Origin of the sequence: Noviherbaspirillum sp., assembly GCF_035254865.1 — a bacterium.
Lineage (GTDB): Bacteria > Pseudomonadota > Gammaproteobacteria > Burkholderiales > Burkholderiaceae_D > Noviherbaspirillum.
The window spans coordinates 33,623-58,127 of sequence record NZ_DATFAF010000048.1 but is presented as its reverse complement, the minus strand read 5'-3'; the positions used below and the strand labels follow the sequence as shown (position 1 = coordinate 58,127).

Annotated in this window: 27 protein-coding genes; 17 read left to right on the top strand and 10 right to left on the bottom strand. The window is 61.4% G+C overall.

Translation table 11 applies throughout. The features are described from left to right. The first annotated feature begins 65 nt into the window (after window positions 1-65). Window positions 66-1,916, top strand: coding sequence for an aminodeoxychorismate synthase component I (pabB, locus tag VJ651_RS12665; protein ID WP_324107793.1), 1,851 nt, complete (start codon window positions 66-68; stop codon window positions 1,914-1,916). 6 nt (window positions 1,917-1,922) lie between these two features. Here the strand turns inward: pabB and VJ651_RS12660 are convergent, their stop codons facing one another. Continuing rightward, window positions 1,923-3,119: a YbfB/YjiJ family MFS transporter gene (locus tag VJ651_RS12660; protein ID WP_324107792.1), complete on the bottom strand. Its 1,197-nt coding sequence runs from the start codon at window positions 3,117-3,119 to the stop codon at window positions 1,923-1,925. A 3-nt stretch (window positions 3,120-3,122) separates the two neighbouring features. Then, the gene (locus VJ651_RS12655; protein ID WP_324107791.1) at window positions 3,123-4,013 is read right to left on the bottom strand and encodes a DMT family transporter; all 891 of its coding nucleotides are present in this window, start codon (window positions 4,011-4,013) and stop codon (window positions 3,123-3,125) included. A gap of 187 nt (window positions 4,014-4,200) precedes the next feature. On the opposite strand from VJ651_RS12655, the gene VJ651_RS12650 reads away from it, so the two are divergent. Beyond that, entirely contained in the window at window positions 4,201-4,599 is a 399-nt protein-coding gene (locus VJ651_RS12650; protein ID WP_324107790.1) for a hypothetical protein, read from the top strand. Here VJ651_RS12650 and VJ651_RS12645 read toward each other — a convergent pair. The 5 genes from VJ651_RS12645 to gpmA all read right to left on the bottom strand — a co-directional run bounded on the left by VJ651_RS12645 (window position 4,586) and on the right by gpmA (window position 10,609). Next, window positions 4,586-5,347: a molybdopterin-synthase adenylyltransferase MoeB gene (locus tag VJ651_RS12645; RefSeq protein ID WP_324107828.1), complete on the bottom strand. Its 762-nt coding sequence runs from the start codon at window positions 5,345-5,347 to the stop codon at window positions 4,586-4,588. The genes VJ651_RS12650 and VJ651_RS12645 overlap by 14 nt on opposite strands. A 98-nt stretch (window positions 5,348-5,445) precedes the next feature. Further along, window positions 5,446-6,747, bottom strand: coding sequence for a divalent metal cation transporter (locus VJ651_RS12640; RefSeq protein ID WP_324107789.1), 1,302 nt, complete (start codon window positions 6,745-6,747; stop codon window positions 5,446-5,448). 148 nt (window positions 6,748-6,895) lie between these two features. Beyond that, entirely contained in the window at window positions 6,896-8,371 is a 1,476-nt protein-coding gene (locus VJ651_RS12635) for a S41 family peptidase (protein WP_324107788.1), read from the bottom strand. Between the two features lie 48 nt (window positions 8,372-8,419). Then, complete coding sequence (locus tag VJ651_RS12630) at window positions 8,420-9,814, bottom strand: murein hydrolase activator EnvC family protein (protein WP_414691343.1); 1,395 nt, start codon at window positions 9,812-9,814, stop codon at window positions 8,420-8,422. Window positions 9,815-9,862: 48 nt separating this feature from the next. Then, window positions 9,863-10,609, bottom strand: coding sequence for a 2,3-diphosphoglycerate-dependent phosphoglycerate mutase (gene gpmA / locus VJ651_RS12625; protein ID WP_324107787.1), 747 nt, complete (start codon window positions 10,607-10,609; stop codon window positions 9,863-9,865). Window positions 10,610-10,730: 121 nt separating this feature from the next. Between gpmA and VJ651_RS12620 the strand changes: the two genes are divergently transcribed. The 5 genes from VJ651_RS12620 (at window position 10,731) to VJ651_RS12600 (ending at window position 13,523) form a co-directional block, all read left to right on the top strand. After that, window positions 10,731-11,132, top strand: coding sequence for a rhodanese-like domain-containing protein (locus VJ651_RS12620; protein ID WP_324107786.1), 402 nt, complete (start codon window positions 10,731-10,733; stop codon window positions 11,130-11,132). A 24-nt stretch (window positions 11,133-11,156) separates the two neighbouring features. Further along, on the top strand, window positions 11,157-11,420 hold the full coding sequence (gene grxC, locus VJ651_RS12615; RefSeq protein WP_136413518.1) for a glutaredoxin 3: 264 nt from the start codon (window positions 11,157-11,159) through the stop codon (window positions 11,418-11,420). 75 nt (window positions 11,421-11,495) lie between these two features. Beyond that, the gene (secB, locus tag VJ651_RS12610; protein WP_136413516.1) at window positions 11,496-11,996 is read left to right on the top strand and encodes a protein-export chaperone SecB; all 501 of its coding nucleotides are present in this window, start codon (window positions 11,496-11,498) and stop codon (window positions 11,994-11,996) included. 36 nt (window positions 11,997-12,032) lie between these two features. Next, the gene (locus VJ651_RS12605; RefSeq protein ID WP_324107785.1) at window positions 12,033-12,479 is read left to right on the top strand and encodes an SH3 domain-containing protein; all 447 of its coding nucleotides are present in this window, start codon (window positions 12,033-12,035) and stop codon (window positions 12,477-12,479) included. A 42-nt stretch (window positions 12,480-12,521) separates the two neighbouring features. Next, window positions 12,522-13,523, top strand: coding sequence for an NAD(P)H-dependent glycerol-3-phosphate dehydrogenase (locus VJ651_RS12600; protein ID WP_324107826.1), 1,002 nt, complete (start codon window positions 12,522-12,524; stop codon window positions 13,521-13,523). A 3-nt stretch (window positions 13,524-13,526) separates the two neighbouring features. Here the strand turns inward: VJ651_RS12600 and VJ651_RS12595 are convergent, their stop codons facing one another. From VJ651_RS12595 to VJ651_RS12585, 3 genes are read right to left on the bottom strand one after another with little or no spacing between them, the layout of a single operon-like run. Further along, entirely contained in the window at window positions 13,527-13,889 is a 363-nt protein-coding gene (locus VJ651_RS12595) for a cupin domain-containing protein (protein WP_324107784.1), read from the bottom strand. A 27-nt stretch (window positions 13,890-13,916) separates the two neighbouring features. Beyond that, window positions 13,917-14,291, bottom strand: coding sequence for a ribbon-helix-helix domain-containing protein (locus VJ651_RS12590; RefSeq protein WP_324107783.1), 375 nt, complete (start codon window positions 14,289-14,291; stop codon window positions 13,917-13,919). Window positions 14,292-14,332: 41 nt separating this feature from the next. Further along, entirely contained in the window at window positions 14,333-14,914 is a 582-nt protein-coding gene (locus tag VJ651_RS12585; protein ID WP_324107825.1) for a DJ-1/PfpI family protein, read from the bottom strand. 374 nt (window positions 14,915-15,288) lie between these two features. Between VJ651_RS12585 and gspG the strand changes: the two genes are divergently transcribed. The 10 genes from gspG to gspE all read left to right on the top strand — a co-directional run bounded on the left by gspG (window position 15,289) and on the right by gspE (window position 24,503). After that, on the top strand, window positions 15,289-15,753 hold the full coding sequence (gspG, locus tag VJ651_RS12580; RefSeq protein ID WP_324107782.1) for a type II secretion system major pseudopilin GspG: 465 nt from the start codon (window positions 15,289-15,291) through the stop codon (window positions 15,751-15,753). 38 nt (window positions 15,754-15,791) lie between these two features. After that, entirely contained in the window at window positions 15,792-16,253 is a 462-nt protein-coding gene (gspH, locus tag VJ651_RS12575) for a type II secretion system minor pseudopilin GspH (protein ID WP_324107781.1), read from the top strand. A 4-nt stretch (window positions 16,254-16,257) separates the two neighbouring features. Beyond that, complete coding sequence (gspI, locus tag VJ651_RS12570; protein WP_324107780.1) at window positions 16,258-16,635, top strand: type II secretion system minor pseudopilin GspI; 378 nt, start codon at window positions 16,258-16,260, stop codon at window positions 16,633-16,635. A 2-nt stretch (window positions 16,636-16,637) separates the two neighbouring features. Further along, window positions 16,638-17,294: a PulJ/GspJ family protein gene (locus VJ651_RS12565; RefSeq protein ID WP_324107779.1), complete on the top strand. Its 657-nt coding sequence runs from the start codon at window positions 16,638-16,640 to the stop codon at window positions 17,292-17,294. After that, a complete protein-coding gene (gene gspK / locus VJ651_RS12560; protein ID WP_324107824.1) occupies window positions 17,291-18,256 on the top strand; it encodes a type II secretion system minor pseudopilin GspK in 966 nt (321 codons plus the stop codon). Before VJ651_RS12565 ends, gspK begins: the two co-directional genes overlap by 4 nt. A gap of 15 nt (window positions 18,257-18,271) precedes the next feature. Then, complete coding sequence (gspL, locus tag VJ651_RS12555) at window positions 18,272-19,522, top strand: type II secretion system protein GspL (RefSeq protein ID WP_324107778.1); 1,251 nt, start codon at window positions 18,272-18,274, stop codon at window positions 19,520-19,522. After that, on the top strand, window positions 19,519-20,055 hold the full coding sequence (gene gspM / locus VJ651_RS12550) for a type II secretion system protein GspM (protein ID WP_324107777.1): 537 nt from the start codon (window positions 19,519-19,521) through the stop codon (window positions 20,053-20,055). Before gspL ends, gspM begins: the two co-directional genes overlap by 4 nt. Before the next feature lie 28 nt (window positions 20,056-20,083). Next, window positions 20,084-20,857 carry a type II secretion system protein N gene (locus VJ651_RS12545; RefSeq protein WP_324107776.1) on the top strand — a complete coding sequence of 258 codons (774 nt, stop codon included), beginning with the start codon at window positions 20,084-20,086 and terminating at the stop codon, window positions 20,855-20,857. 65 nt (window positions 20,858-20,922) lie between these two features. Next, a complete protein-coding gene (gene gspD / locus VJ651_RS12540) occupies window positions 20,923-23,067 on the top strand; it encodes a type II secretion system secretin GspD (protein WP_324107775.1) in 2,145 nt (714 codons plus the stop codon). After that, window positions 23,064-24,503 carry a type II secretion system ATPase GspE gene (gene gspE, locus VJ651_RS12535; RefSeq protein ID WP_324107774.1) on the top strand — a complete coding sequence of 480 codons (1,440 nt, stop codon included), beginning with the start codon at window positions 23,064-23,066 and terminating at the stop codon, window positions 24,501-24,503. The genes gspD and gspE overlap by 4 nt, the downstream gene beginning before the upstream one ends. Window positions 24,504-24,505 lie beyond the last annotated feature (2 nt).

Sequence of the window (24,505 nt, the reverse complement as noted above, 5' to 3'; positions counted from 1 at the left end):
CGCTCCCCGATTTGAATTCGCGGCTGCGTGGCCGTGCGACTGCTTTCCGACTGCCTGATATCGTCTTGGATTCCTCCTTCCATCCTTCTGCCGACTGCTTTGCACTGCTCGACGACTGCGACGCCAGCGCCGCCGACCCGCGCTCGCGCCTGCACAGCGACTATGTCGGCAGCCTGAGCTGCAACAGTGCAGCGAAGCTGCCCGACTTGCTGCAGGCCATGCAGGATGCATTGCGACAGGGGCGGCATGCCGTCGGCCTGTTTGCGTACGAGCTTGGGGCGGAGCTGCATGGCATTGCGCCGCATGCGGACATGCCGCCACTGGCGCAGATTCTCCTGTTCGAGCGCTGCGAACGATTGTCATCGGCGCAGGTGGAAGCATGGCTCGCCGAGCGCACGCACGACGCACCGCGCGCGGGCATCGCGGGCGTGACAGCCAATGTCAGCGAACCGGAATTCGCAGCGGCAATCGAACGCATTCATGCCTATATCGAAGCCGGCGATACCTACCAGGTCAATTACACCTACCGCCTGCGTTTCGACGCATGGGGCAGTCCGATTGCCTTGTACCGTCGGCTGCGCGAGCGTCAGCGTGTGCCGTACGGGGCATTGATTGCGCTGCCGGACGGCCGGGCAGTGCTGTCCTTGTCGCCCGAGCTGTTTGTCCAGCATGCGCAAGGCGTGATGACCGCGCGTCCCATGAAAGGCACGGCCGCCGCCAGCGGCGACGCGCAGCTCGACGCGGAACGTGCGGCAGCGCTGGCTGCCGACACCAAGAACCGCGCCGAAAACCTGATGATCGTCGATTTGCTGCGCAATGACCTTGGGCGCATCGCACGCTTCGGCTCGGTGCATGTGCCCAGACTGTTCAGCGTTGATCGCTACAGCAGCGTGCTGCAAATGACCTCCACGGTGCAGGCCCGGGTGCGCGACGATGTTTCCCTGGCGGAGGTGTTCGCCGCGCTGTATCCCTGCGGATCGATCACCGGTGCGCCCAAGCGCCGCACGATGCAAATCATCCGCGAACTGGAACCGGAAGCGCGCGGCATTTACACCGGCGCGATCGGCTGGTTCGAAGCGCCGCCGGCAGGCCGTAGTTTCGGCGACTTTTGCCTGTCGGTGCCGATACGGACGCTGACACTGCAAGCACCCCAAGGCGGCATGCGCAAGGGCGAGATGGGTGTCGGCGCGGGCATCGTGCACGACAGCGTCGCCGCCGATGAATTCGCCGAGTGCAGCCTGAAGGCGCGCTTCCTGACCGGACTGCCGAATGACTTTGAACTGCTCGAAACGATGTGCGCAAGCCGAAGCGAAGGCGCCCGCCATCTCGATCTGCACTTGAAACGCTTGCGCGCGTCGACCGCGTATTTCAGTTTCAACTTTGACGGGCTAGCGATCCGGGACAAGGTGCGCCAGTGCTGCGACACGCTGCCATCCGACGACGCATTCCGCATGCGGCTGGCATTGAAGCAGGATGGCAGCTGCGCGATTCAGACCGGGCCGCTGGCGCCGCTGGCCACCCCGGTCAAGATCCTGCTCGCCGCCAGCGCAACCGCGTCCGACGACTTGTTCCTGCGCCACAAGACCACCGTGCGAGAAAAGTATGACGCAGCATGGCGTGCGGCCGAAGCGCAGGGTGCATTCGACATGCTGTTTTGCAATGAGCGCGGCGAGCTGACCGAAGGAGGGCGCAGCAATGTGTTCATCAAGATCGACGGCCGCTGGCTCACGCCGCCGCTGGCGTCGGGAGTGCTGCCCGGCGTGATGCGTTCGATCCTGCTCGCCGATCCGGCATGGAATGCCGAGGAGCGGTGCCTGACTGTGGAGGATTTGCGCAGGGCGGAGGAAGTCGCGGTCTGCAATGCGCTGCGCGGTGCACTGCCGGCGCAGATCGTGTGGAACGCTGCAGAAACCTGAATTGGCTCACCCGCGCGCCAGCGCACGCTGCCTTGTCGCCAGCGCGGCGCCGACAAACAAGGCGACCGCGGAAAACACCAGGCCGCGCTGCAAACCTCCCGCCGTATCCGAGATCCAGCCGACCACGGTCGGTCCCGCGATCTGTCCGAACGCAAACACCGTCGTGAATCCGCTGATGCCGGTCGTCCATGCCTCGGAAGGCAGATTGTGGCGCACCAGCGCCGTGGTGGACGCCACCACCGACAGGAATACCGCACCGAACAGCGTTCCCGAGATGAACACGGCCAGCGGCGCGCTGCTCAGTACCGGCAGCAAGGTTGCCACGCCCAGCAGAGCGTTCAGGATCGCCAGTGACTGTCCGCCCTTGAAGCGGTCCAGCATGTGGGCCCAGATGCGCGAGGAGGCCACCACCGCTAGCCCCAGCAGCGCATAGAAGGCCGTGATCGCCGGTGCGGACATGCCTTGTTCCTTCAGCAGTGCGATGACGAAAGTCATGTAGCCGATATAGCCGACGCCGAACATGAAATAGCCGGCCAGCCCGAAGGCGAACGAGCGAATGCGGAAATGGCCGTGGCCGCCGCTTGCGGCCGGCTTGCCCTCGATGTGGTGAGCCGGCCGCGCCATCAGCAAGGTCATCAGAAAGCAAACGCCGCCCAGCGCCAGCCACGCCCATTGCCAGGCATGCGCCGCCTCTCTTGCCGCGGCGGCGCTCAGGACGGCAGGGACGAGCAGGGCCGACAAGCTGATGCCGAACCCGGTGCCGCCATAGTACAAACCGATCAGAAAGCCGGCCCGCTCCACATGCAATGCGGCCAGGCGCGCTGCCAGCACGCCTCCGGCGATGAAGATGAATGCGCTGGCAATCCCGGCCAGCACTCGCTGCAGCAACAGCATGTCGGCATCCGTCACGAAGCCGGACAGGGCCATGAACACGCTGGCCAGCACAGCGCCGCCGATCAGGGCAGTTTGCGCTCCCCAGCGGCGCATCAGCATCGGCGTGATCAAGGCACCGACGAAATAGCCGAAGGCATTGGCGGTATTCATCGCGCCGGCCAGCAAATACGACCAGCCGAGATCGGCGCGCATCGGCGGCAGGAGCAGCGCGTAGGAAAAGCGCGTCAGGCCGAGCGAGATGGCCGCGCCCATCGACAAGGCCAGGGCCGTCAGCAGGGGATGGCGAATGGCGAAGTCGTGTTTGCGCATGGTTCAGCGTTCCGGATTGACTGGTTCGTGGCGCGACGCCGACAAGACCATGCCCATCGACATTAAGACGATTATTCCGCCGACCAGGGTCGACAGTCCGACCGATTCATGCAGGAAGAGGAAGCCCCACAGCATGCTGAACAGCGGGATCAGGAAGGACACGCTCATGGCGCGCGTCGGGCCGACCTTGACGATCAAGGGAATGAACAGGGCCTGCGCCACGCCGGACGACAGCAGCGAGATGGCGATGATGCAGCCAATCGCCAGCGGCGACGGCATGGCATGCGGCAGGGAAAACGGTATGCTCGGCGCCATGATCAATCCGCCCAGCGCAAGCGAGCCGGTTGCCATCGCAATCGGATGAATGCCGCCGGGACGACCGGTCTTTTTCACGATGATGCTCGACAATGCATAACAGGCGGCCGCAACCAGGCACGCGCCGATGGCCAGCAATGTCGCAGCAGTGATCGGCAAGGTGCCCGCGCCCACCAGGATCGCGACACCGACGACGCCGAGCATCAGCCCGCCCAGCTTGAGCAGCGTCAGGCGCTCGGCCAGCCAGGCCACCGAAAACACCGCGCCGAACAGCGGTGCGGTGGCATTCAGCACCGCCGAGTGCGCAGCGGGCAAGTACAGCGCGGCGAACGAAAAGCAGGAAAACGGAATTGCGCCGGCAAACAGTCCGACTACCACGAAGGGCTTCAGGTTCTTGCGCCAATCCATTCTGACACCGGTCAGCGCAGCGAACACCATCAAGACCGCACCGGCCAGCGAGGTGCGCAGCGTGGCGGTCAGGACAGGGCCGAATTCCGGCGCCGCGACGCGCAGAAAAATGAATGAACCTCCCCAAATGGCGGCAAGGAAAACCAGCTTGATGAGATCGGCTGCGGGCATGAATGACGATGGGAATTGCCTGGGAGGAAAAAACAGCCGTTCGATTGTAGCACCGCCCCTTTCGCCGTGCCGAAGGGCGCTTTGCATCAAATCGCGGCGCGGCGTGGAGTCCGAGCCTGTAAGCCGGTTGATACAAGCCAAAGAGCGACGCAGGGAATCGCCAATAATCATGGCAGGGGAGAGCGACATGTTCAATCGAAAATCCGGATGCGCCATGTTACAGGCGGACTTGGTTGCAACCGCCGCGGGCATCGTCGTCGCGATTTCGCTGGCTGCGTGCCGCAGCGACGATATGAAAAAAGAAACGGCGGCCGATGATCTCGTCAGTACCGCGGCACACGCGGGGGGCGATAGCGGGAATGCGAGCGACGCCTTCGACGCGACACAAGCCTTGCCTGCGGAAGCACGCCATTTTGCCGTGTACAGCGTCTATCGCGCGCTCTTCGACGAGCCGGTGACAGAGACCTCCGGTGCGAGCGAAATTGTCGGCAATTCCATGATGGAGAGTGCTGCGTCGAACAGCATCGTGCGCGCTGCGGAAGTCGGCCCGACTTGCTCGATGCGCGCGCTGATCATGCAGGATTAGCCGTATTCCCGCAGACCGGACAGGCAGGCGTGCGCGCAATCTTGATGCTGGTCCACTCCATATGACGCGCATCCAGCAGCAGCAGGCGACCGGCCAGGGATTCTCCCACCTCGGCGACCAGCTTCAGGGCCTCCGCCGCCTGCATGGCGCCGATGATGCCGACCAGCGGTGCAAACACGCCCATGGTGGAACACAGCACCTCTTCGAACTGCTGTTCCGGCGGAAACAGGCACGCATAGCAAGGCGCATCTTCATGGCGTGTATCGTAGACGGAAACCTGACCGTCGAAACGGATCGCCGCGCCCGACACCAGCGGCACCTTGTGCGCGACGCAGGCACGATTGACCGCATGACGGGTGGCGAAGTTGTCGCTGCAATCCAGCACGACGGTGGCCTGCCGTACCAGTTCCGACAGCCGTTCGCCTTCCACGCGCTCGTTCAAGGCGCATACCTCGACCTCGGGATTGATCCGGGCCAGCGTCTGCTTGCCGGATTCGGCCTTCGGCTGGCCGACACGCTCGGTGGTATGCAGGATCTGGCGTTGCAGGTTGGTGAGGTCGACAGTGTCGTTGTCGACCAGCGTGATCTTGCCGATGCCGGCCGAAGCGAGGTAGTACGCAGCGGGGGAGCCGAGGCCCCCTGCGCCGATGACCAGCGCGTGTGCCGCCAGCAATTTTTCCTGGCCTTCGATGCCGATCTCGTCGAGCAGGATATGGCGGGAATAGCGGAGAAGTTGATTGTCGTCCATGGAGCGGTTTTGCTTGCCGAGCCGGAGCGGCTCATTCACCAGGCTCATTCTAAAGTGCATGGAGAGTCCGCACCAGCTTTTCTCCGCCGGGACACTCCCTAGTGCCTCAATGACCAGAACATGGCGCCCACCGCGGCGGCCATCATGCCGGTCGCCAGCCATCCGGCAATCCGCAGCCGGGTGCCGATCACGAAGCGTCCCATGATTTCCCGATGCCCGGCCATCAGCATCATCACGGCCATGATCGGCACCGAGATCACGCCGTTGATGACGGCGCTCCAATACAGCGCCTTGATCGGATCGACCGGTGTGAAGCACAAGCCGATCCCGCCGAGCGTCGCAACGGCAATGATGCCGTAGAATTTTTTCGCCGTCGAGGGCGTGTGTTCAAGTCCGTCCGTCCAGTTGAATGCGCCCGCCATGGCGTAAGCGGCGGATCCCGCAAGGACCGGGACCGACAGAAGCCCGGTGCCGATGATTCCCATGCTGAAGAGCAGGTAGGCAAATTGCCCGGCGATGGGCCGCAGTGCCGTTGCAGCCTGCGCCGATGTCTGGATGTCCGTGATGCCGTGCGTATGCAGCGTCACCGCTGCCGTCAAGATGATAAAGAAGGCGACCAGGTTCGAGAATCCCATGCCGATGATGGTATCGAGCCGTATGCGTCTGAAATTCGCTTTTGCCTGATCGGGCGCCTCCTTCAGCGGAGAGGATGCCGGGTTGGCCTGTTGCTCCTCCACTTCTTGCGACGCCTGCCAGAAGAACAGGTAAGGACTAATCGTGGTGCCAAACACCGCGACGATGGTGGTAATGAACTCCGGCGTCCACGACAGGCGCGGCAGGAACGTCGCCGCGGCCGCTTTGCCCCACGGCACGTCGACGACCAGCGCCGTCGCCACATAGGCCAGCAAGCCCAGTGTCAGCCATTTCAGAAAGCGGACGTACCGGCTGTACGGAATGAACACCTGCAGCAAGAGCGAGACGATGCCGAGCGTTGCCGCATAGAGATGCGGCGGCCCGCCTGTGAGCAGGGCGAGGGATTCGCCCATCGCAGATACGTCGGCGGCGATATTGATCGTGTTGGCAACCAGCAGCAATCCGACGATGGAATAGACCAGCCAGGCAGGATAGTGGATGCGCATATTGCTCGCTAGCCCCTTGCCGCTCACGCGGCCGATCTTCGCGCTGACGATCTGGATGCCCACCATCAAAGGGTAGGTGAGGAACACCGTCCAGAGCATGTTCAAGCCGAACTGCGCACCGGCTTGCGAATAGGTGGCGATCCCGCTGGGATCGTCGTCGGCGGCGCCGGTGATCAGTCCCGGACCAAGCTTTTTTACCCAGGATTGTTTTTGCGCCGGCAAGCTGCGTGGGGATGCAGGCAACGCTGTCGGGTCTTGCATGTTTCTGTCTCCGGCGGACTTCCTCTATGTAAATTACCCTTTGTCGGGCGCGAAGGCATGACAACACGCAAAACATGCGTCTTGCCGGAAAAGACAAAAGGCCGCATCGCTGCGGCCTTTTGTCAGTTCTTGTCAGTGCAAGGAAGGCTTATTTCTTCTCGCCGTGCCCGTTTCCGTTCTTGTCACCATTCTTCTTTTCATTGATGGTGTTTTCCTTCTTGCTTTCGATCTGCGCGGACTTCGACAGCTGCACCGGCATGCCTTTCAGGTGGTTCAGCGCCTGCGCCAGCTGGAAGTCGTCCTTGCTGCCGAACTCGAGCGGCTTGCGCTTTTTCTCGAGCGCGGCGATGCGCTGTTCTTCTTCCAGTTCATCGATCTTGCGCGCCGCTTCGTCCTTGTCCTTGTCGTTGTGCAGGTGCTTTTGCAGGTCGGATTCGCGCAGACGCAGGCCGTTCAGCCCATCGCCGTCGGCGTATTCATCCACCAGCAGATCAGGCACAATGCCCTTGGCCTGGATCGAGCGGCCGTTCGGCGTGTAGTAGCGCGCCGTGGTCAGCTTGACCGCCGTGTCGGCGGTCAACTGGCGGATGGTCTGCACCGAGCCCTTGCCGAAAGTCTGCGTGCCCATGATGGTGGCGCGCTTGTAGTCCTGCAGGGCGCCGGCGACGATTTCCGATGCGGAGGCGGAACCGGTGTTGACCAGCACGACCATCGGCACTTTCTTGATGGCATCCGGCAGCTTCGCCAGCGGGTCGTTGGCGGCCATGCGCGAGGAGGTGTAAAACTCGCGGCGCGCATAGAAAGTCTGCTTCGAATCCGGCAACTGTCCGTTGGTGGAGACGACAGGCACATCCTTCGGCAGGAAAGCGGCCGAGACGCCGATCGCGCCCGGCAGCACGCCGCCCGGATCGTTGCGCAGGTCGAGCACCAGGCCCTTCAGGTTCGGGTCCTGTGCATAGATTGCGCTGATCTTCTTGGACAGGTCGTCCACGGTCGGTTCCTGGAACTGCGCGACGCGCAGCCAGGCATAGCCGGGTTCGATCACCTTGGATTTCACGCTTTGCACGCGGATTTCCTGGCGCACGATGGTGACGATGATCGGCTTGTCTTCATCCTTGCGGGCGATGGTCAGCGTGATCCTGGTGTTCGGTTCGCCGCGCATGCGCTTGACCGCTTCATCCAGCGTCAAACCCTTGACCGGCGTGTTGTCCAGGCGGGTAATGAGGTCACCGGCTTTCAGGCCGGCCTTGAACGCGGGCGAATCCTCGATCGGCGAGATGACTTTCACATAGCCGTCTTCCATGCCGACTTCGATGCCGAGGCCGACAAACTTGCCCTGCGTGCCTTCGCGCAATTCCTTGAAGGCCTTCTTGTCGAGATAGGCGGAGTGCGGATCGAGCGACGCGACCATGCCGGAAATCGCTTCTGTCAGCAGTTTCTTGTCTTCGACAGGTTCCACGTAATCGGTCTTGATCAGACCGAATACATCGGCTAGCTGGCGCAGTTCTTCCAGGGGCAGCGGGGCGGTGTTCTTTTGCGCGCTCGCGTCGAATTGCATCGAACCGGCGATGCCCGCGATGACGCCTAAACCGATAAGGCCGAAGTTCTTAAGTTTGCTGCTCATGTCTCCACCTGAAAGTTGCACAAGCCTGGCTGTCCGGCACACTCGTCGTCATTTTGCGAATGTGCCTGACAGCCAGGCTAGCGGATCGATTGCGCGGCCTTGATGCCGCATTTCAAAGTATAAACCCGATTGTTCGTTGCCGCCGCTATTGCCGGCGCTGGCAATGATTTCGCCCGTTTTGACAATGTCGCCGACGCGTTTCAGCACCGCCTGGTTGTTGCCGTAGATGGTCATGTACTGATCGCCATGGTCGACGATGATCAGATTGCCAAAGCCGCGCAGCCAATCGGCAAAAACGACCTGGCCACCGGCAACGGCCTTGACATCGGCGCCTTCGGCCGTGCGGATGAACAAACCTTTCCAGCTCGGGCCGTCACCGCGCTTGCCGCCGTATTTGGCGACCACGTCGCCCTTGACCGGAAGCCGCAGTTGCCCGCGCAGCCCCGCGAATGCAGGCCAGTTCCCACGGCCAACAGTTCCGTGTTGGACGCCGCCATCCGGCGTGAGTTCATTTCGCCCCAACAATTTTGGCGGTGCGTCATCGTCAATTGCATCAGGATTACGACCCGGCGTTTTGACGGAACTCAGCTTCGCCGCCGCCGCGGCCTCGGTTCTTGCCTTCGCCCGGGCGAGTTGCTCCTGGCGACGCCGCTCCTGCGCGGCGGCTTCGGCCTTTCGTTGCTCTTCGATCAATTTTGCCAGCTTGTCGACCAGCCCGGCCAGCCTTTGGTCATCGCGCTCGATATTGCCGGCCTGCTTGCGCTGCGCGGCCAGTTTGTTCGACAGTTGCGCGAGCAGGGTCGCGTGGTGTGCCTTTTCCTGCTCCAGCCGGGCTTTTTGCTGGCGCTGTTCCTGCGCGATCTGGTCGAGCTCGCCCTTGGCTTCCTGGGTCGCCGCCTTGTTGTCTTCGATCGCCTTGAGATTCGTGCGCAACGAGCCGATCAGCTTGGCCTGCGCCTGCGAGATGTAGCCCATGTACTGCAGGTCGCGGTTGATGCGATTGGGATTGTCGCCCGACAGCAGCAGCTTGATCCGGTCTTCGTTGCCGGCCATGTATTGTTCGCGCAGCAATGTCGCGAGGCGCTTCTGCTGGTCGGCGATGGATTTGGCCAGCCGGTCCTGTTCTTCCGACAAGCGCGAAATTTTGGATTCGATCTCGTGCTGGTCCTGGTCCAGCTCATGCAGCGAGCGATTGGCCTGCGAAATCGCCTCCTCCGAGTGCGCGAGCGCATCGGCTGCATGGCTCTTGGCTGTTTCGGTCCGGGAGATGTCGTGCTTGAGCGCGTCGAGCTTCTTCTGTAACTCGGCGCGCTCGGCCTCGGCTTCGTGCTTCTGACGGGTGCGTTCGCTGACCTTGACCGCAAAGCTTGGGGTGTGGAGCAGCAGCGCGGTCACTCCGAGCGCAATGAGGCATCTTCTCCCGAAGGACGTGCGATCAAACAAGAAGATTCCTATCTGTGTCCGGAGTGACGAATCGGCTGCATGGCGGGCTTACTTGGCTTTGCCCTGGCTGGCGACCGCCTTCATGGCCGCTTCAATGGCCGCCTGGTCGCCCAGGTAATAGCTCTTGATCGGCTTCAGATCGGCATCCAGTTCATACACCAGCGGCTGGCCGTTCGGAATGTTCAGGCCGACGATGTCCTTGTCGCTGATGCCGTCCAGGCTCTTGATCAGCGCGCGCAGGCTGTTGCCGTGGGCGGAAACGAGGATTTTCTTGCCGGCGCGGATGGCAGGAGCGATCGACTCGTCCCATGCCGGCATCACGCGCGCCACGGTGTCCTTCAGGCATTCGGTGAGCGGAATCTGTTCCTTTTTCAGGTTGGCATAGCGCGGGTCGTTATACGAGGTGCGCGGATCGTTCGGTTCCAGCGGATTGGGCGGAGTGTCATAGCTGCGGCGCCAGATCAGAACCTGATCGTCGCCGTACTTGGCGGCGGTCTCCGCCTTGTTCAGACCCTGCAGGGCGCCGTAATGGCGCTCGTTCAGGCGCCAGTCGTTCACCACGGGCAACCACATCAGGTCCATCTCGTCCATGGTCAGCCACAGCGTGCGGATCGCGCGTTTGAGCACCGAAGTGTAGGCGAGGTCGAAGGTGAATCCGGCTTCCTTCAGGATCTTGCCGGCCTGGCGCGCCTCGGCGATGCCTTTTTCCGTCAGATCGACGTCCGTCCAGCCGGTAAAACGATTGTCCAGGTTCCACGTGGACTCGCCGTGACGCATGAATACGATTTTGTACATGGTTCAGTAATGAAAAGAAATAAGGAATTTATAAGATGATGCCGCGAATTGGAAATCCTGTTTCGGCTTCTATTTTATAATGTCGGGATTGCTTAAAACCATTTAGGACCATTGGAGTACTGTGAAATTCTTCCTCGATAACATTTGGCTGATCGGCATTGCCCTCATTTCCGGTGGTGCCTTGCTCTGGCCAAACCTTCAGCGCCGCGGCAGCAGAGTGTCCCTTTTGCAGGCGACGCAACTCATCAATCAGGGTAAGGCCGTGATTGTGGATGTGCGTGAGCCGGCAGAATTCAGTGCCGGGCATTTGCGCGATGCAAAGAACATTCCATTGAAGGAACTGTCGAACCGGATCGGCGAACTGGACAAGTTCAAATCAAAATCCGTGATCGTCGTTTGCCAGTCCGGCACGCGCTCGGCCAAGGCTGTGGCAGAGCTCAAGAAGGCCGGATTCGCAGAGGCGTTCAGCCTGGACGGCGGCGTCGCCGGCTGGCAGGCGCAGGGCCTGCCGATCGCGAAGTAATCGCGAAGGAATGGAGCAGCAATCATGACCGCACGCGTTGTAATGTACAGTACCGCCGTCTGCCCGTATTGCATCATGGCGGAGCGGCTTCTGAAGTCCAAGGGCGTCGAAAACATCGAAAAGATCCGCGTCGATCTGCAACCGGAACAGCGCGCAGAAATGATGCAGAAGACAGGACGGCGTACCGTGCCGCAGATCTATATCGGCGACACACACGTCGGCGGCTTCGACGACTTGAGCGCATTGGATCACGCGGGTAAGCTTGATCCGCTTCTGCAAGGCGCATAACGTTTGGCAGCTTGAACCGAAGGGACGGCATGTGCGCCGTCCTTTTCCTTATTATTACACTCACGAAAGTAGCCCATGTCCGACCAAAACCAACAACCCGTATTCCAGATCCAGCGCGTCTACCTGAAGGACATGTCGCTGGAGCAGCCCAATTCGCCGGCAATTTTCCTGGAACAGGAAGCGCCGAACATCGAGGTCGCCGTCGACGTCGGCGCCGAAGCGCTGGCTCAAACGATTTTCGAATCGACGGTCACGATTACCGTCACCGCCAAGATCAAGGACAAGGTTGCTTTCCTGGTTGAAGGCAAGCAGGCAGGCATTTTCGAAGCGGCCAACATTCCGCCGGAACAGCTCGATCCGCTGCTCGGCATCGGCTGCCCGAACATCATCTACCCGTACCTGCGCGCGAACATCGCCGACATGATCACCCGTGCCGGTTTCCCGCCGGTGCATTTGGCCGAGATCAATTTCGAAGCGTTCTACCAGCAGCGCCTGCAAGCCGTGGCGGAACAGCAGCAGAAAGAAGGCGGCTCCGGTCTCGTCATGCCTGACGGCACGGCAGCTACCAAGCAGTAACAAGCTGCGGTTTTCACGAGAACAGGGAGGGTGTTGATGAAATCTGCGCGATTGCTCGTCTTGTCCATGCTGCTGCTGTCCGCGGCGGGCATTGCACAAGCGCTGGAGTTCAAGTCCGTTGGCGCCGCACCTGCGGTGCTCTACGACGCGCCCTCGACGAAAGGCCGCAAGGTGTTCATCGCGCCGCGAGGCATGCCTGTCGAAGTAGTGCTGACCTATGGCGAATGGACCAAGGTGCGTGACGCCGCCGGCGATCTGGCCTGGGTTGATTCCAGGCTGTTGAGCACGCGTCGCAATGTGATTGTCAGCGCGGCAAATGCGCGCGTGCGCGAGGCCGCCTCCGACGCTTCCGCCATCGTGTTTACCGCGGACAAGGGCGTATTGCTGGAGCTGGTCGAACCTGCAGCGGGCGGCTGGGTCAAGGTCCGCCATCGTGGCGGGCAGGGCGGATTTGTGCGCGCGTCCGAAGTCTGGGGCGAATAAGGGCCTATGTCAGCCAACCCCGCTTCCAAGACGCGTCAGCCGATGAATGTCACCATCCTCGGCGCGGGCGCCTGGGGTACTGCGCTCGCGATCATGCTGTCGGACCGCCATTACGTCGTGCTGTGGGGCCGGGAGGAAGACGCCATGCGCGAGGCGGAAGCCAGGCGCGAGAATGCGGCTTACTTCCCCGGCTTCGCACTGCCGCCCAGTCTCAAGGTGACGTCCGATTTTGAATCGGCCGTAGCGAATGTCAATACCGGCGGCGAACGCTTGCTGATCGTTGCGTCTTCCGTCGCCGGATTGCGTCCGCTGGCGCAGCGGCTGCAATCCCATCGCATTCCCAACATCGTGTGGCTGTGCAAGGGCTTTGAAGAAAAGACCCAACTGCTGCCGCACCAGATCGTGCATGAAGAACTCGGTGCGGCCATTCCTCACGGCGCCTTGTCAGGTCCGTCGTTCGCGCAGGAAGTTGCGCGCGGCCTGCCGTGTGCGCTGACCATTGCCTCCGATTCGCCGGAGCTGCGCGACTGCGTGGTACGCGCCATTCATGGCCGATCGATCCGTGTCTACTCGACCGATGACCTGATCGGCGTCGAGGTGGGCGGTGCAGTAAAGAATATCCTTGCCATTGCCACCGGCGTCATTGACGGCATGGGGCTGGGCATGAATGCGCGTGCCGCACTCATCACGCGCGGTCTGGCTGAAATTACCCGCCTGGGCATCGCGCTTGGCGGACGTCCGGAGACCTTCATGGGGCTGGCAGGCATGGGTGATCTGATTCTGACCTGCACCGGTGACCTGTCGCGCAATCGGCAGGTTGGCCTTGGTCTGGCACAAGGCAAGAAGCTCGATGCGATCGTGGCCGAACTCGGGCATGTTGCCGAAGGTGTGCGCTGTGCGCAATCGGTGCGTTCGCTTGCGCGCGCTCATGGCGTCGATATGCCGATTACCAATGCAGTGGCGGCGGTCCTGTTCGACGGCGATTCGCCGCGCGAGTTGGTGGAAAGCTTGTTGTCGCGCGATCCTCGGATCGAATCCGCCTGAACTTCAGTCATACTTGGCGGCATCTGAGTCAGTTGGCTCAGGCTTGCGCAGGATCGTCATCAGCACCGATGTATTTTCCAGGGCATTCAACGCATACGGCACGTTGCCTTCAAGATAGAGCATTTCACTGGCCGTCAAGACCTGCGACTTGTCATGCGCCTGCACTTCCACCGTTCCCTCGATACATTGAATCGTGATTTCCCCAGAGACATGATGTTCGGGAACGGACCTTCCTTTTGCCAGCACGACGCGCATCACTTCAAGGTCTGCCGTTCTCAGCAGCGCAGTCGACGCGGTTTGCGTCAGCTTGTCGCCGAGCGGGTGAATATCGATTTTTTCTCCGGATGTGGCGTGGTGTAGCGACATTGGCAATCTCCTTGCTCGATGCGGGTTTTATCGATACTGTATCAGCATCATGTTTGTTCCGTTGTTCATCGTCGGCGCACCGCCGGTCATCAATTTGGTACCCGCAAGCGGTATGCGCTTGTCGGTGGAGATCGCGCCGTCGACCATCAGCGACAGGTAGCGCAGGCAACATACGCGCAGGAAGGAGGTGAAATTGTCGATTTCACCCCGGTATTCGACCAGTTCGTCGTACAGCTTGGTGATCAGCTGATTGACGCTCATGCCGTCGCGCGTCGCGATTTCTTCCAGCGCATGCCAGAACAGATTTTCCAGACGGATGGATGTGACTGCACCGTGCAGTCGGATGGAGCGCGCACGGCATTCGTAGAGGTGTGGATCGGCCTTGACGAAGATTTCACACATGGGCGCTCCTGCGATGGTTGTATTGCGGTCGTGTGCTACGGTTATAGCACAATCTCCGTCCCGAGCAATTTGAGGAATTGCGCAATCCATGCCGGATGCGCGGGCCAGGCCGGCGCGCTGACGATATTGCCGTCGGTTACCGCTGCGTCCACTGCAATGTCGGCATAATGTCCGCCTGCCTGCTCGACTTCCGGACGACAGGCGGGATAGGCCGAGCAGCGTTTTCCTTCAAGAACGCCAGCCGCCGCGAGGATCTGCGCGCCGTGACAGATCGCGGCAATCGGTTTTTTCGCTTGTGCGAAGTGGCGCACGGTTTCCAGCAGCGTCGCGTTGAGCCGCAGATATTCAGGGGCACGCCCGCCGGGAATCAGCAACGCGTCATAGGAAGCCGGTTGCACTGCATTGAAATCGTGTGTCAGAGTGAAGCGATGACCCGGCTTTTCGGAATAGGTCTGGTGGCCCTCGAAATCGTGGATCGCGGTGACGACAAAATCGCCCGCCTTCTTGTCCGGACACACCGCGTGGACTTCATGCCCCACGGCGCGCAAGGCCTGGAACGGAACCATGATTTCATAGTCTTCACCGAAATCGCCGACCAGCATGAGGATGGTTTTGGCAGCCATGATCTTGTCTCCATTGAAGTTGTAGGGAGAGTCATTGTTCGCCTTGGCGCCGAGGAACGGGTAATCGCCCGTTACTACGTGCGCGGACAATACGTCGCCCAAGCTTGAAATGGCGCCTTGTGCCCTGCAAATCAACGTCGCCGCCGGTTCCGGGAAAGAATTTTGTCTTTCTGCGAAACGGGAAAATACGTCCAGGAATCAAACACCCAAAAGGCAGAAACCCCGCAAATTTTGTGCTTTGCAGCACTTTTTCCACATGCTGCTGTCTGACCTCTTTTCACTATTCGGAAGTATGCAGCTTGCGTTGGGGCAAGCCGATGTACTCCCTTGGCTTTATACTAATGTTCATTTGTCATTCTCGAAAAGAAACTTCCATGATTGATAACCTTGCCTTTTCGCCACGCCGCAAGCTTGCCAAGGCCGTCAGCCGCGGCTTTACCCTGATTGAAATCATGGTGGTGGTTGTCATCATGGGTATTCTGGCGGCGTTGGTGGTGCCCAAGCTGATGGGCCGTGCCGACGACGCGCGCATCACTGCCGCCAAGCAGGATATAGCAACCCTGATGCAGGCACTCAAGCTGTACAAACTGGACAACCAGCGTTATCCGACCACCGAGCAGGGCTTGCAGGCCTTGATCGCCAAGCCGACCAGCGGCCCCGCAGCGAATGGCTGGAAGAGCGGAGGGTATATCGACAAATTGCCGAAGGATCCATGGGGAAATCCGTATCAATACCTGTCCCCGGGAGTCAAAGGCGAGGTCGATGTTTTCTCCTACGGGGCCGACGGACAGCCGGGCGGCACCGGTAACGACGCAGATATTGGTTCGTGGGATCTATAGTCAACGCTTCTCTCTCGTACGCCGCGCGCGGGCCCCGCATGAAACAGGTGCGCGGCTTCACCTTGCTTGAATTGCTGGTGGTGCTGGTAATCGCCGGCATTCTGATGGGTGTGGTCGCATTCAACGCGATGCCGAGCGAGCGGCAGGCATTGCAGAACGAAGCGCAACGCATCGCGCTCCTGTTGCAGCTCGCGCGCGATGAGGCGATCGTGCGCAATCGCCCGATTGCATTCGAAGCGGATTCCGAACGCTACCGTTTCCTGATCCGCGATGGCGACAAGTGGGAACCGCTGTCGCAAGACGATTTGCTGCATGAACGTGAATTCAAGCGGGCGCCGCTCGCCTTGTCGATCAGCCCGACGGTCGCCGCAGAAAACAATCCGCTGCGCATCATCTTCGGCCGCGAACCGGTCGACAAACCGTTCGTGCTGACCATGGCGGCGGGTGATGCCAACGTCGCAGTCCGCGCCGACGGCATCGGCCATTTCGTCGTGGAGTGAACGCATGCGTCGCCGCCTCTCCAGGAACTCGGGATTCACGCTGCTCGAAGTGCTGGTGGCGCTGGTCATCGTCGGCACGGCGCTGGGTGCGAGCCTGCGTGCAGTCGGCAGCCTGACGCAGAACAGCAATGGCTTGCGCGCATCGATGATGGCGACCTGGTCGGCCGAAAACCGCCTGGCACAAATTCGTCTCGCGCATGAATATCCGGCTTTCGGCAAGCGCAGCTTCGACTGCTCGCAAGGCGATCTGCGCCTGACCTGCGAAGAGGAAGTGTTCGCCACGCCGAACCCGTTTTTCCGACGTGTCGAGGTCAGCGTGTTCGACGGCGACAACATGGATCGCCGCATCATCAAGCTCGCTCAAGTGGTGTCGCAGGGATGATGATGAACGGGAAACGCCGCGGTTTCACCTTGATCGAATTGCTGGTGGCCATCAGTGTGCTGGCCATCGTTGCGGTGCTTGGTTGGCGCGGACTCGACAGCATCATCCGGGCGCGTGTAGCGCTGACCAGTGAACTGGAAGAGACGCGCGGGTTGCAGCTCGCGTTCGCGCAGATGCAGAGCGATTGCGGCAACATTGTGGACCAGGGCACGATCGGAGCGGGGCGGCAGATACTCGATGCGCAGGCCGGAAGACTGAGCCTGGTGCGCACCGTATTTGCCGAAAATCAGCCCTCGCGCGTCCAGGTGGTCAGCTATCGGCTCGAGAACGGGGTATTGATTCGCCGGGAATCGCTCGCCACGCGGGATTTGAGCGAACTGGATGCGGCATGGAAGGCGGCGACCAGCAACGGAGAAATCGGCCCGGCAGTTGCCCTGAATTCTGACATCGACAATATGGCCATCCGGGTCTGGAAGGAAAGCACCGGATGGACCACCGATGCGAGCATCGCGCCCACGCCCGCGCCCGCGCCGCCATCCACACCCGCGCAGGGAGCGACGCCCTTCAACGCGGCGGTGCCGAGCGGCGTCGAAGTGGCTTTGCACATGCGCAACCGCGGCGTCAGGCTGGTCAAGATCTTTCTGCTGGGGCCGGCATGAGAATGCGCCCCCTCCTGCGTCAGCGCGGCGTGGCGGTCATCACTGCCTTGCTGTTGACCACACTGGCGATCACCATCGTCGCCAGCCTGTTCTGGCAGCAGCAGGTACAGGTGCGGTCGATCGAAAACCAGCGCCTGCAGTTGCAGAAGCAGTGGATACTGCGCGGGGCACTGGACTGGACCAAGCTGATCTTGCGCGAGGACAAAAAGAGCGACATGCGCATCCGTAGTGAGGTTGATCATCTCGGCGAACCCTGGGCGGTTCCTCTTGCCGAGACCCGGCTCGATCAATATGTGGAGAACGGACGGGCGGAAACCGACGTCCCCGATGCCGCGCTTTCCGGTGGCATTGTTGATGCGCAGTCGCGCTTCAACATCACCAATCTGTGCCCGCCACCGAGCGGGCCGATTGACGCGGACGAGGTGGCTGCCTTCGGGAAGTTGCTGACCAATGTCGGACAGAACCCGGCGCTTGCCCGCGCTACGGCGGAGTTAATGCAGTCAGCACTCAGCCGCCCGGCCGCAGCAACCGGCAGTACGACTCCGCAATCGCAGCCGCTGACGATATCGTATGTGGATGATTTGCTCGCCGTGCCCGGCTTCACCCCGGAGATACTCGCAAAGTTGAGGGATTTCATTGTGGTTTTGCCGATGAAGACTACGATCAACGTCAATACTGCCGCGCCGGAGGTCCTGTCGGCGAGAATTGCTACACTGTCGCTTTCGGAGGCCGCATCATTGGTTGTTAACCGGGAAAGCGCCTGGTTCAAGACCACCGGTGAATTCACCAGTCTCTTGCCGAAGCAGGCGACGGCCAAGCAGGGCACGATATCGGTCAATACCAACTATTTCCTCGTGAATGGCAAGGTACGCCTGAGCCGCGCAACGATGGACATGCAGGCCTTGATCGAGCGCCCGGACGACCGCAGCAATCCGAAAATTCGCTGGATCCGAGAAAACTAAGAAGAAAGAGATATCTTGAGCACACTGTATATCCGGCTGCCATCGCACGCCACCGCCGAGAGCCAGCAACCCGGCATGCCGCTGTATTGCCAGTTCGCGTCGGCGGGCAACAGCGGCGCGATCGAGCGGGAAGGGGTGGCGGCGCTGTCCGAATTATCCGAACTGGCCGGCAAATCCCAACGCACGGTCTTGCTGCTCGCGGCGAGCGATGTGACCTTGCTGCGCGTGAAAATGCCGCCCCTGTCCGGCGCGCGCCTGAAAGCGGCGCTGCCCAATCTGGTGGAAGACCAGTTGATGAGCGATCCCGCCGAGTGCATTGTCGTTGGCGGCGAGATGCATGAAGGCGTGCGCACGGTCGCTGTTGTGCAGCGCTCATGGCTGGAGATATTGAACAGGACCTTGACCGGACTCGGCGCGCGCAGCATCAGCGCCGTGCCTTCGCAGTTGTCCCTGCCGCGCAGAAATGAGGCGGCAAGCGCGGCCGTGTCCGAGCACGGCACCGATATCGACATCGCCGTGCGCATGGGCGAACAGGACGGCATCGGCCTGTCGATCGTTGCCGATCAACCCGAGTCGGCGGCATTCGACGCGATGCAGTCCTTGAATGCGGTCGTGCCGCACGGGCCGATCGACCTGTACGTGCCGCAGGCCCGCGTACGCGACTACGAGGAGTCCTTGCATGTCGCACCGCCCTTGCAGGAGCGCATCACCATTCATGCCGACAGCTGGCAGCGCTGGATCGCCGGCGCGAGCAAGACCTCGATCGACATGATGAGCGGATTGGGTGCGGCAAGCGGTCCCAGTTTCGACTGGCGCCCATGGCGCTGGCCGCTTGCGCTGGCGGCGGCTGTGCTGCTGATCAATATCATCGGCCTGAACGTCGACTGGGTGCGCATGAAGCGCGAGGCCGAGGTGCTGCGCAACGGCATGATCCAGACCTATAAGTCCGCTTATCCGAAAGACACCGTCATTGTCGATCCGCTGGCGCAACTGCGGCAGAAGATGGCATCCGCGCAACGTGAGTCCGGCGAAATCGCTCCGGACGATTTTCTCGCGCTGTCTGCGGCAGTTGGCGAAGCCTTGTCCGGCGCCGGCAAGAGCGGGTCCGTCGTGGCTTCGCTGGACTATCACGACCGCGCCCTGACCGTCAAATTCAAGCCCGATGCGGGTGTTTCGCTGGAGCAAATGCGCGGTGCGCTGGCCGCACGCAATGTAACTGCCACGGAGCCCGCCACCGGCACCTGGCTGGTCAGGAGCGCAAAATGAACGTGAGGAACGCAAGGAACGCAAGCACCACTCAGTTGAGCGGCCTGAAGCAGTCGCTGTCGATGTTCTGGAGCGAACGCAACAAGCGCGAGCAGAACATGCTGCTGGCGGCCATTGCCGTCATCGTGCTCGGCCTGATCTACGTCTTGTTCATCGATCCTGCGCTCAGCGGCCGCGCCGAGATGGCGAAGAAACTGCCGGCCTTGCGCCAGCAGGCCGCCGAGGTGCAGGCACTGGCAAGGGAATCGTCGAACGCGTCGCGCAAGAACGCCGGTCCGGTGACGACGATGACCAGGGAGAGCATCGAGGCGGCTCTCGCTGGCAAGGGATTGAAGCCGCAGAGTGTTACCGTGACGGGCGAAATGGCGAAGCTTCAATTGAGCAGCGTGTCCTTCGCCGGCATCACCGACTGGCTGGCGGACATGCAGCGTACCGCCCGCGTGTCGGTGGTCGATGCCAAGGTCGAAGCACTGACGCAGCCCGATATGGTCAATGCCAGCTTCACCCTGCGCCAGCAGAAAAGCGAGCAATGATGCGGACTCATGACCGGATGGAGATGCCGTGCGCCGCCTCGTGATATGGTTGCTCGCGGGCGCCGCGACCATCCTGTTGACCGTGATCGTGTTTTGCCCGGCGGCATGGATGGCGGCGATTCTCGAGAGGCAGACCGGCGGGCGCTTGACGCTCGGTGATGCGCAGGGCACCCTATGGCGGGGCTCCGCCTTCATCGGCGGTGCGCCGAGCGGTGCCGATCCGGTGACGCCGCTGTTGCCCGGTCGCTTCGCATGGCGCTTGTCGCCGCTGGTGCTGTTGGGGCAGGTCGATCTGCACCTGGAGAATCCGGCGGCACTGTCGCAAGCGGTCGCCATCGCCGGAAGCTGGTATCAATGGCAGGTGAGCCCGGCAAGTGTTTCCTTGCCTGCGGAACGACTGGCGGGATTGGGTGCGCCGCTGAACACGATTCGGCCCTCGGGCCAGATGCGATTGTCATGGACTCCCTTGCAGGTCGCGAGGCAGGGAGGCGGTCTGGAAGTGGTTGGTACGATGACCTTGCGGATGAGCGACATTGCTTCGCGTCTGTCACCGATCAAACCGCTTGGGGATTACCAATTGATAATGGATTGGCGCGGCCGGCAGGCACAACTTGCGTTGAAGACACTGCAAGGGCCGATGTTGTTGAGCGGCAATGGGACGTTGTCGAACGGACGTCTGCAGTTTTCAGGAAAGGCAGAAGCGGAAGCAGGACAGGAAGAAAGGTTGGCAAATCTCTTGAATTTGCTGGGACAACGCCGAAGAGAAGGCGACAAGGATGTTATCGCGCTAGAGTTCAAATGAAAAAAAATCAATCAGCAGAAACATTACAAAGGCCGGCGGGTTGGCGCAAAGTAGGAGCAACCGCCTTGTTGTTGTGCGCAATGACGACGAGCTTCCAGCCCGTTTATGCACAAGATCCCTCGTCCAACCAGGCGACCCTGAATTTTGTGGGCGCCGACATCGAATCGGTCATCAAGGCGATCGGCCACTATACCCGGACCACTTTCGTCATCGATCCGCGCGTCAAGGGCACCATCAACCTGGTATCCGAAAAGCCGGTCACCAAGCCGCAGGCCATGGAGCTGCTCGCATCCGTACTGCGCCTGCAGGGCTTTGCCATGGTCAAGATCGACGGCTACACCAAGGTGGTGCCGGAAGCCGATGCGAAACTGCAGGCCGGCCCGACCCGGCCGACCGACGTACGGGGCGACCAGATCGCCACGCAGATCTTCCGTCTCAACTACGAGTCGGCAAACAACCTGGTACAGGTGCTGCGCCCGCTGATTTCGCCGAACAACACGATCAACGTCAATCCCGGCAACAACAGCATCGTCATTACCGATTATGCGGACAACCTGAAGCGGCTTGGCAGGATCATTGCCGCGCTCGACACGCCGGCCGTCGGTGACCTGGATGTCGTTCCGGTGCGCTATGCCATCGCCACCGACCTCGCGACGACGGTCAACCGGCTGGTGGAGCAGAGTGCCGGCCCGGTTCCGGGCGGCGCCGCAGGCACCATGTCGGTGCTGGCCGATTCGCGCACCAATTCCCTGATCGTGCGCGCGCCATCGGTGGCCCGTTCCAATCTTGCCAAATCGCTGATCGCCAAGCTGGATCAGCCGACCGCGCAGCCGGGCAATGTGCACGTGGTGTATCTCAGGAACGCCGACGCCGTCCGGCTGGCGCAAACGCTGCGTGCAGTGGTTGCTTCCGACAGCAGCACGCAACAGGCGGGCACCACAACGCCGCAGCCGCAGCAACAGGCGCAACAGCCCGGATTTGCGATGGGGCAGCAAGGCCAGCAAGGGCAGCTCGGACAAGGCTCTTTGTCGCCTTCGTCGCCGACCCCGACTGCCTTGCCAACCGGCGGGCCGGCTGGCTTCATTCAGGCGGATCCGGCGACCAATGCGCTGATCATTACCGCCAACGAGTCGGTGTATCGCAACCTGCGTGCCGTCATCGATCAGCTCGATGCACGCCGCGCGCAAGTCTATGTCGAATCGCTGATTGTCGAGGTTACCGCAGACAAGGCTGCCGAATTCGGCATCCAGTGGGCCGGACTGACCGGCGACGCGACCAGCAATTACCGGCTCGGCATCGCCAGCGGATTCGGGCAGGGCGGGAACAATCTCATCGCCCAGGCAGTCTCAAAGGCAACCACCGGCAATCCGATTGCGCCCAGCAACGGCATCAATGTCGGCATCTTCAAGCAGGTGAACGGTTCGCTCACGCTGGGGGCATTGGCCCGCGCACTGGAATCGGAAGGCAACGCCAACATCTTGTCCATGCCGAACCTGATTACGCTCGACAATGAAGAGGCGCGGATCATTGTCGGCCAGAACGTGCCATTCATTACCGGCACCTTCACCACGGCGGCTTCCGGTGCGCAGAATCCGTTCCAGACCATCGAGCGCCGCGACGTGGGCTTGTCCTTGCGCGTGCGTCCGCAGGTTTCCGAAGGCGGCACAGTCAAGATGGCGATTTACCAGGAAACATCGAATATTCAGACCACCAGCAAGGCGTCGGACATCGTGACCAACAAGCGTTCGATCGAAACCAACGTGCTGGTTGACGATGGCGAAATCATCGTGCTCGGCGGCCTGATCGAGGACAGGGCATCGGACAACGAGGAAAAGGTGCCCGGACTGGGTGATATCCCCGTGGTCGGCAACCTGTTCAAGTACCGCACCCGCAGCGGGAACAAGACCAACCTGATGGTGTTCCTGCGGCCGACCGTCATCCGGACCAGCGAACAGAGCAACAATGTTGCAGGCGATCGTTATGAATTCATCCGCAACATCCAGATGAATACGCAACAGGCGCCGTCGGCGGTGCTGCCGAATGTCAACGTGCCGGTACTGCCGCCCATGCAGAATGGCCGCCCGGTTGGCGGTTCCCTGCTGAACCTGCCGCCGCGACCGGAGCGCGAGACCCCGCCGGCTGCGCCAGCGACAGCGCCCGTGCCGGCGGCCCCACCACCAACAGATCAGAACCCAAGCAGACAGCAATGAGCAATACCATGACCGACGCCCGCCTTTTACCTTACGCATTCGCCCGCGACCACGCGCTGCTTGCGCGTCGCAGCGAAACGGCCGGCAATGCCGTCGAGGTGTGGGTGTCGGAAGCAACCGTACCTTCCGCCATCGCGGAAGTCAGCCGCCGCTTCGGCCGCGTCAAGCTCAAGTCCTTGCCGCGCGAAGATCTGGAAGCGGCCATTGCGAAAGCCTATGCCAATTCCGGAAGCGACGCCGCGCAAGTGGTCGACGAAGTGGAATCGGATCTCGACCTGACCAAGCTGATGCTGGACATGCCGGCCATCGAAGACCTGCTGGAATCGGCTGACGATGCACCGGTGATCCGCATGATCAATGCACTGCTCACACAGGCCTTGCGCGAAGAAGCATCGGACATCCACATCGAACCCTTTGAGCAGATATCCGTCGTGCGCTTTCGCGTCGACGGTGCGCTGCGCGACATCGTGCGGCCGAAGAAAGCCATCCACGCATCGCTGATTTCGCGCATCAAGATCATGGCGCAACTCGACATCGCGGAAAAACGTCTGCCGCAGGACGGCCGCATCACATTGCGCATCGGCGGCAAGCCGGTGGATGTGCGCGTATCGACTCTGCCCACCGGTCACGGTGAGCGCGCGGTGCTGCGTCTGCTCGACAAGGAAGGCGGCCGGCTCGACCTGGGGCATCTCGGCATGAGCGCCGATGTGCAGAAGCAATTCGACGAACTGATCAGCCAGCCGCACGGCATCGTGCTGGTCACGGGCCCGACCGGTTCCGGCAAGACCACGACCTTGTATGCGGCGCTGTCGCGGCTGAACACGCCGACCACCAATATCCTGACGGTCGAAGATCCGATCGAATACGAATTGCCGGGCGTCGGCCAGACCCAGGTCAATGCGCGCATCGACATGACCTTTGCCAAGGCATTGCGCGCGATCCTGCGCCAAGACCCGGACATCATCATGATCGGCGAGATCCGCGATCTTGAAACGGCACAGATCGCTGTGCAGGCATCGCTCACCGGTCACCTCGTGCTGGCGACCCTGCACACGAACGATTCGGCGGCGGCGGTCACGCGTCTGCTCGACATGGGCATCGAACCTTTCCTGCTCTCGTCGTCGTTGCTCGGCGTCGTTGCGCAGCGTCTGGTGCGCAAGCTGTGCCCGGTATGCCGTCGGCATGACGGACAGGAGTGGCACGCGGTCGGCTGCGACAAGTGCGGGCACACGGGTTACCAGGGCCGTGTCGGCGTGTATGAATTGCTGTTGACGACCGATCAGATCCGCGCGCAGATCCACGACCAGACATCGGAAGCGGAAATTCGTGCCACCGCGCAGAGAAACGGCATGCGCACCATGCGTGAGGACGGCGAGCGCTGGCTTGCCGACGGCACTACCACGCAGGCGGAATTGCTGCGCGTAACGAAAGAGTAAAC

Coding starts and splice junctions, on each gene's coding strand:
- VJ651_RS12640 (WP_324107789.1), bottom strand. CDS start 6,747: ATGCAAGACCCGACAGCGTTGCCTGCATCCCCACGCAGCTTGCCGGCG.
- grxC (WP_136413518.1), top strand. CDS start 11,157: ATGACCGCACGCGTTGTAATGTACAGTACCGCCGTCTGCCCGTATTGC.
- VJ651_RS12660 (WP_324107792.1), bottom strand. CDS start 3,119: ATGCGCAAACACGACTTCGCCATTCGCCATCCCCTGCTGACGGCCCTG.
- VJ651_RS12590 (WP_324107783.1), bottom strand. CDS start 14,291: ATGTGTGAAATCTTCGTCAAGGCCGATCCACACCTCTACGAATGCCGT.
- VJ651_RS12605 (WP_324107785.1), top strand. CDS start 12,033: ATGAAATCTGCGCGATTGCTCGTCTTGTCCATGCTGCTGCTGTCCGCG.
- VJ651_RS12600 (WP_324107826.1), top strand. CDS start 12,522: ATGAATGTCACCATCCTCGGCGCGGGCGCCTGGGGTACTGCGCTCGCG.
- gpmA (WP_324107787.1), bottom strand. CDS start 10,609: ATGTACAAAATCGTATTCATGCGTCACGGCGAGTCCACGTGGAACCTG.
- VJ651_RS12635 (WP_324107788.1), bottom strand. CDS start 8,371: ATGAGCAGCAAACTTAAGAACTTCGGCCTTATCGGTTTAGGCGTCATC.
- gspG (WP_324107782.1), top strand. CDS start 15,289: ATGATTGATAACCTTGCCTTTTCGCCACGCCGCAAGCTTGCCAAGGCC.
- gspI (WP_324107780.1), top strand. CDS start 16,258: ATGCGTCGCCGCCTCTCCAGGAACTCGGGATTCACGCTGCTCGAAGTG.
- secB (WP_136413516.1), top strand. CDS start 11,496: ATGTCCGACCAAAACCAACAACCCGTATTCCAGATCCAGCGCGTCTAC.
- VJ651_RS12585 (WP_324107825.1), bottom strand. CDS start 14,914: ATGGCTGCCAAAACCATCCTCATGCTGGTCGGCGATTTCGGTGAAGAC.
- VJ651_RS12565 (WP_324107779.1), top strand. CDS start 16,638: ATGAACGGGAAACGCCGCGGTTTCACCTTGATCGAATTGCTGGTGGCC.
- gspE (WP_324107774.1), top strand. CDS start 23,064: ATGAGCAATACCATGACCGACGCCCGCCTTTTACCTTACGCATTCGCC.
- gspM (WP_324107777.1), top strand. CDS start 19,519: ATGAACGTGAGGAACGCAAGGAACGCAAGCACCACTCAGTTGAGCGGC.
- gspH (WP_324107781.1), top strand. CDS start 15,792: ATGAAACAGGTGCGCGGCTTCACCTTGCTTGAATTGCTGGTGGTGCTG.
- VJ651_RS12655 (WP_324107791.1), bottom strand. CDS start 4,013: ATGCCCGCAGCCGATCTCATCAAGCTGGTTTTCCTTGCCGCCATTTGG.
- VJ651_RS12645 (WP_324107828.1), bottom strand. CDS start 5,347: ATGGACGACAATCAACTTCTCCGCTATTCCCGCCATATCCTGCTCGAC.
- VJ651_RS12650 (WP_324107790.1), top strand. CDS start 4,201: ATGTTCAATCGAAAATCCGGATGCGCCATGTTACAGGCGGACTTGGTT.
- VJ651_RS12595 (WP_324107784.1), bottom strand. CDS start 13,889: ATGTCGCTACACCACGCCACATCCGGAGAAAAAATCGATATTCACCCG.
- gspK (WP_324107824.1), top strand. CDS start 17,291: ATGAGAATGCGCCCCCTCCTGCGTCAGCGCGGCGTGGCGGTCATCACT.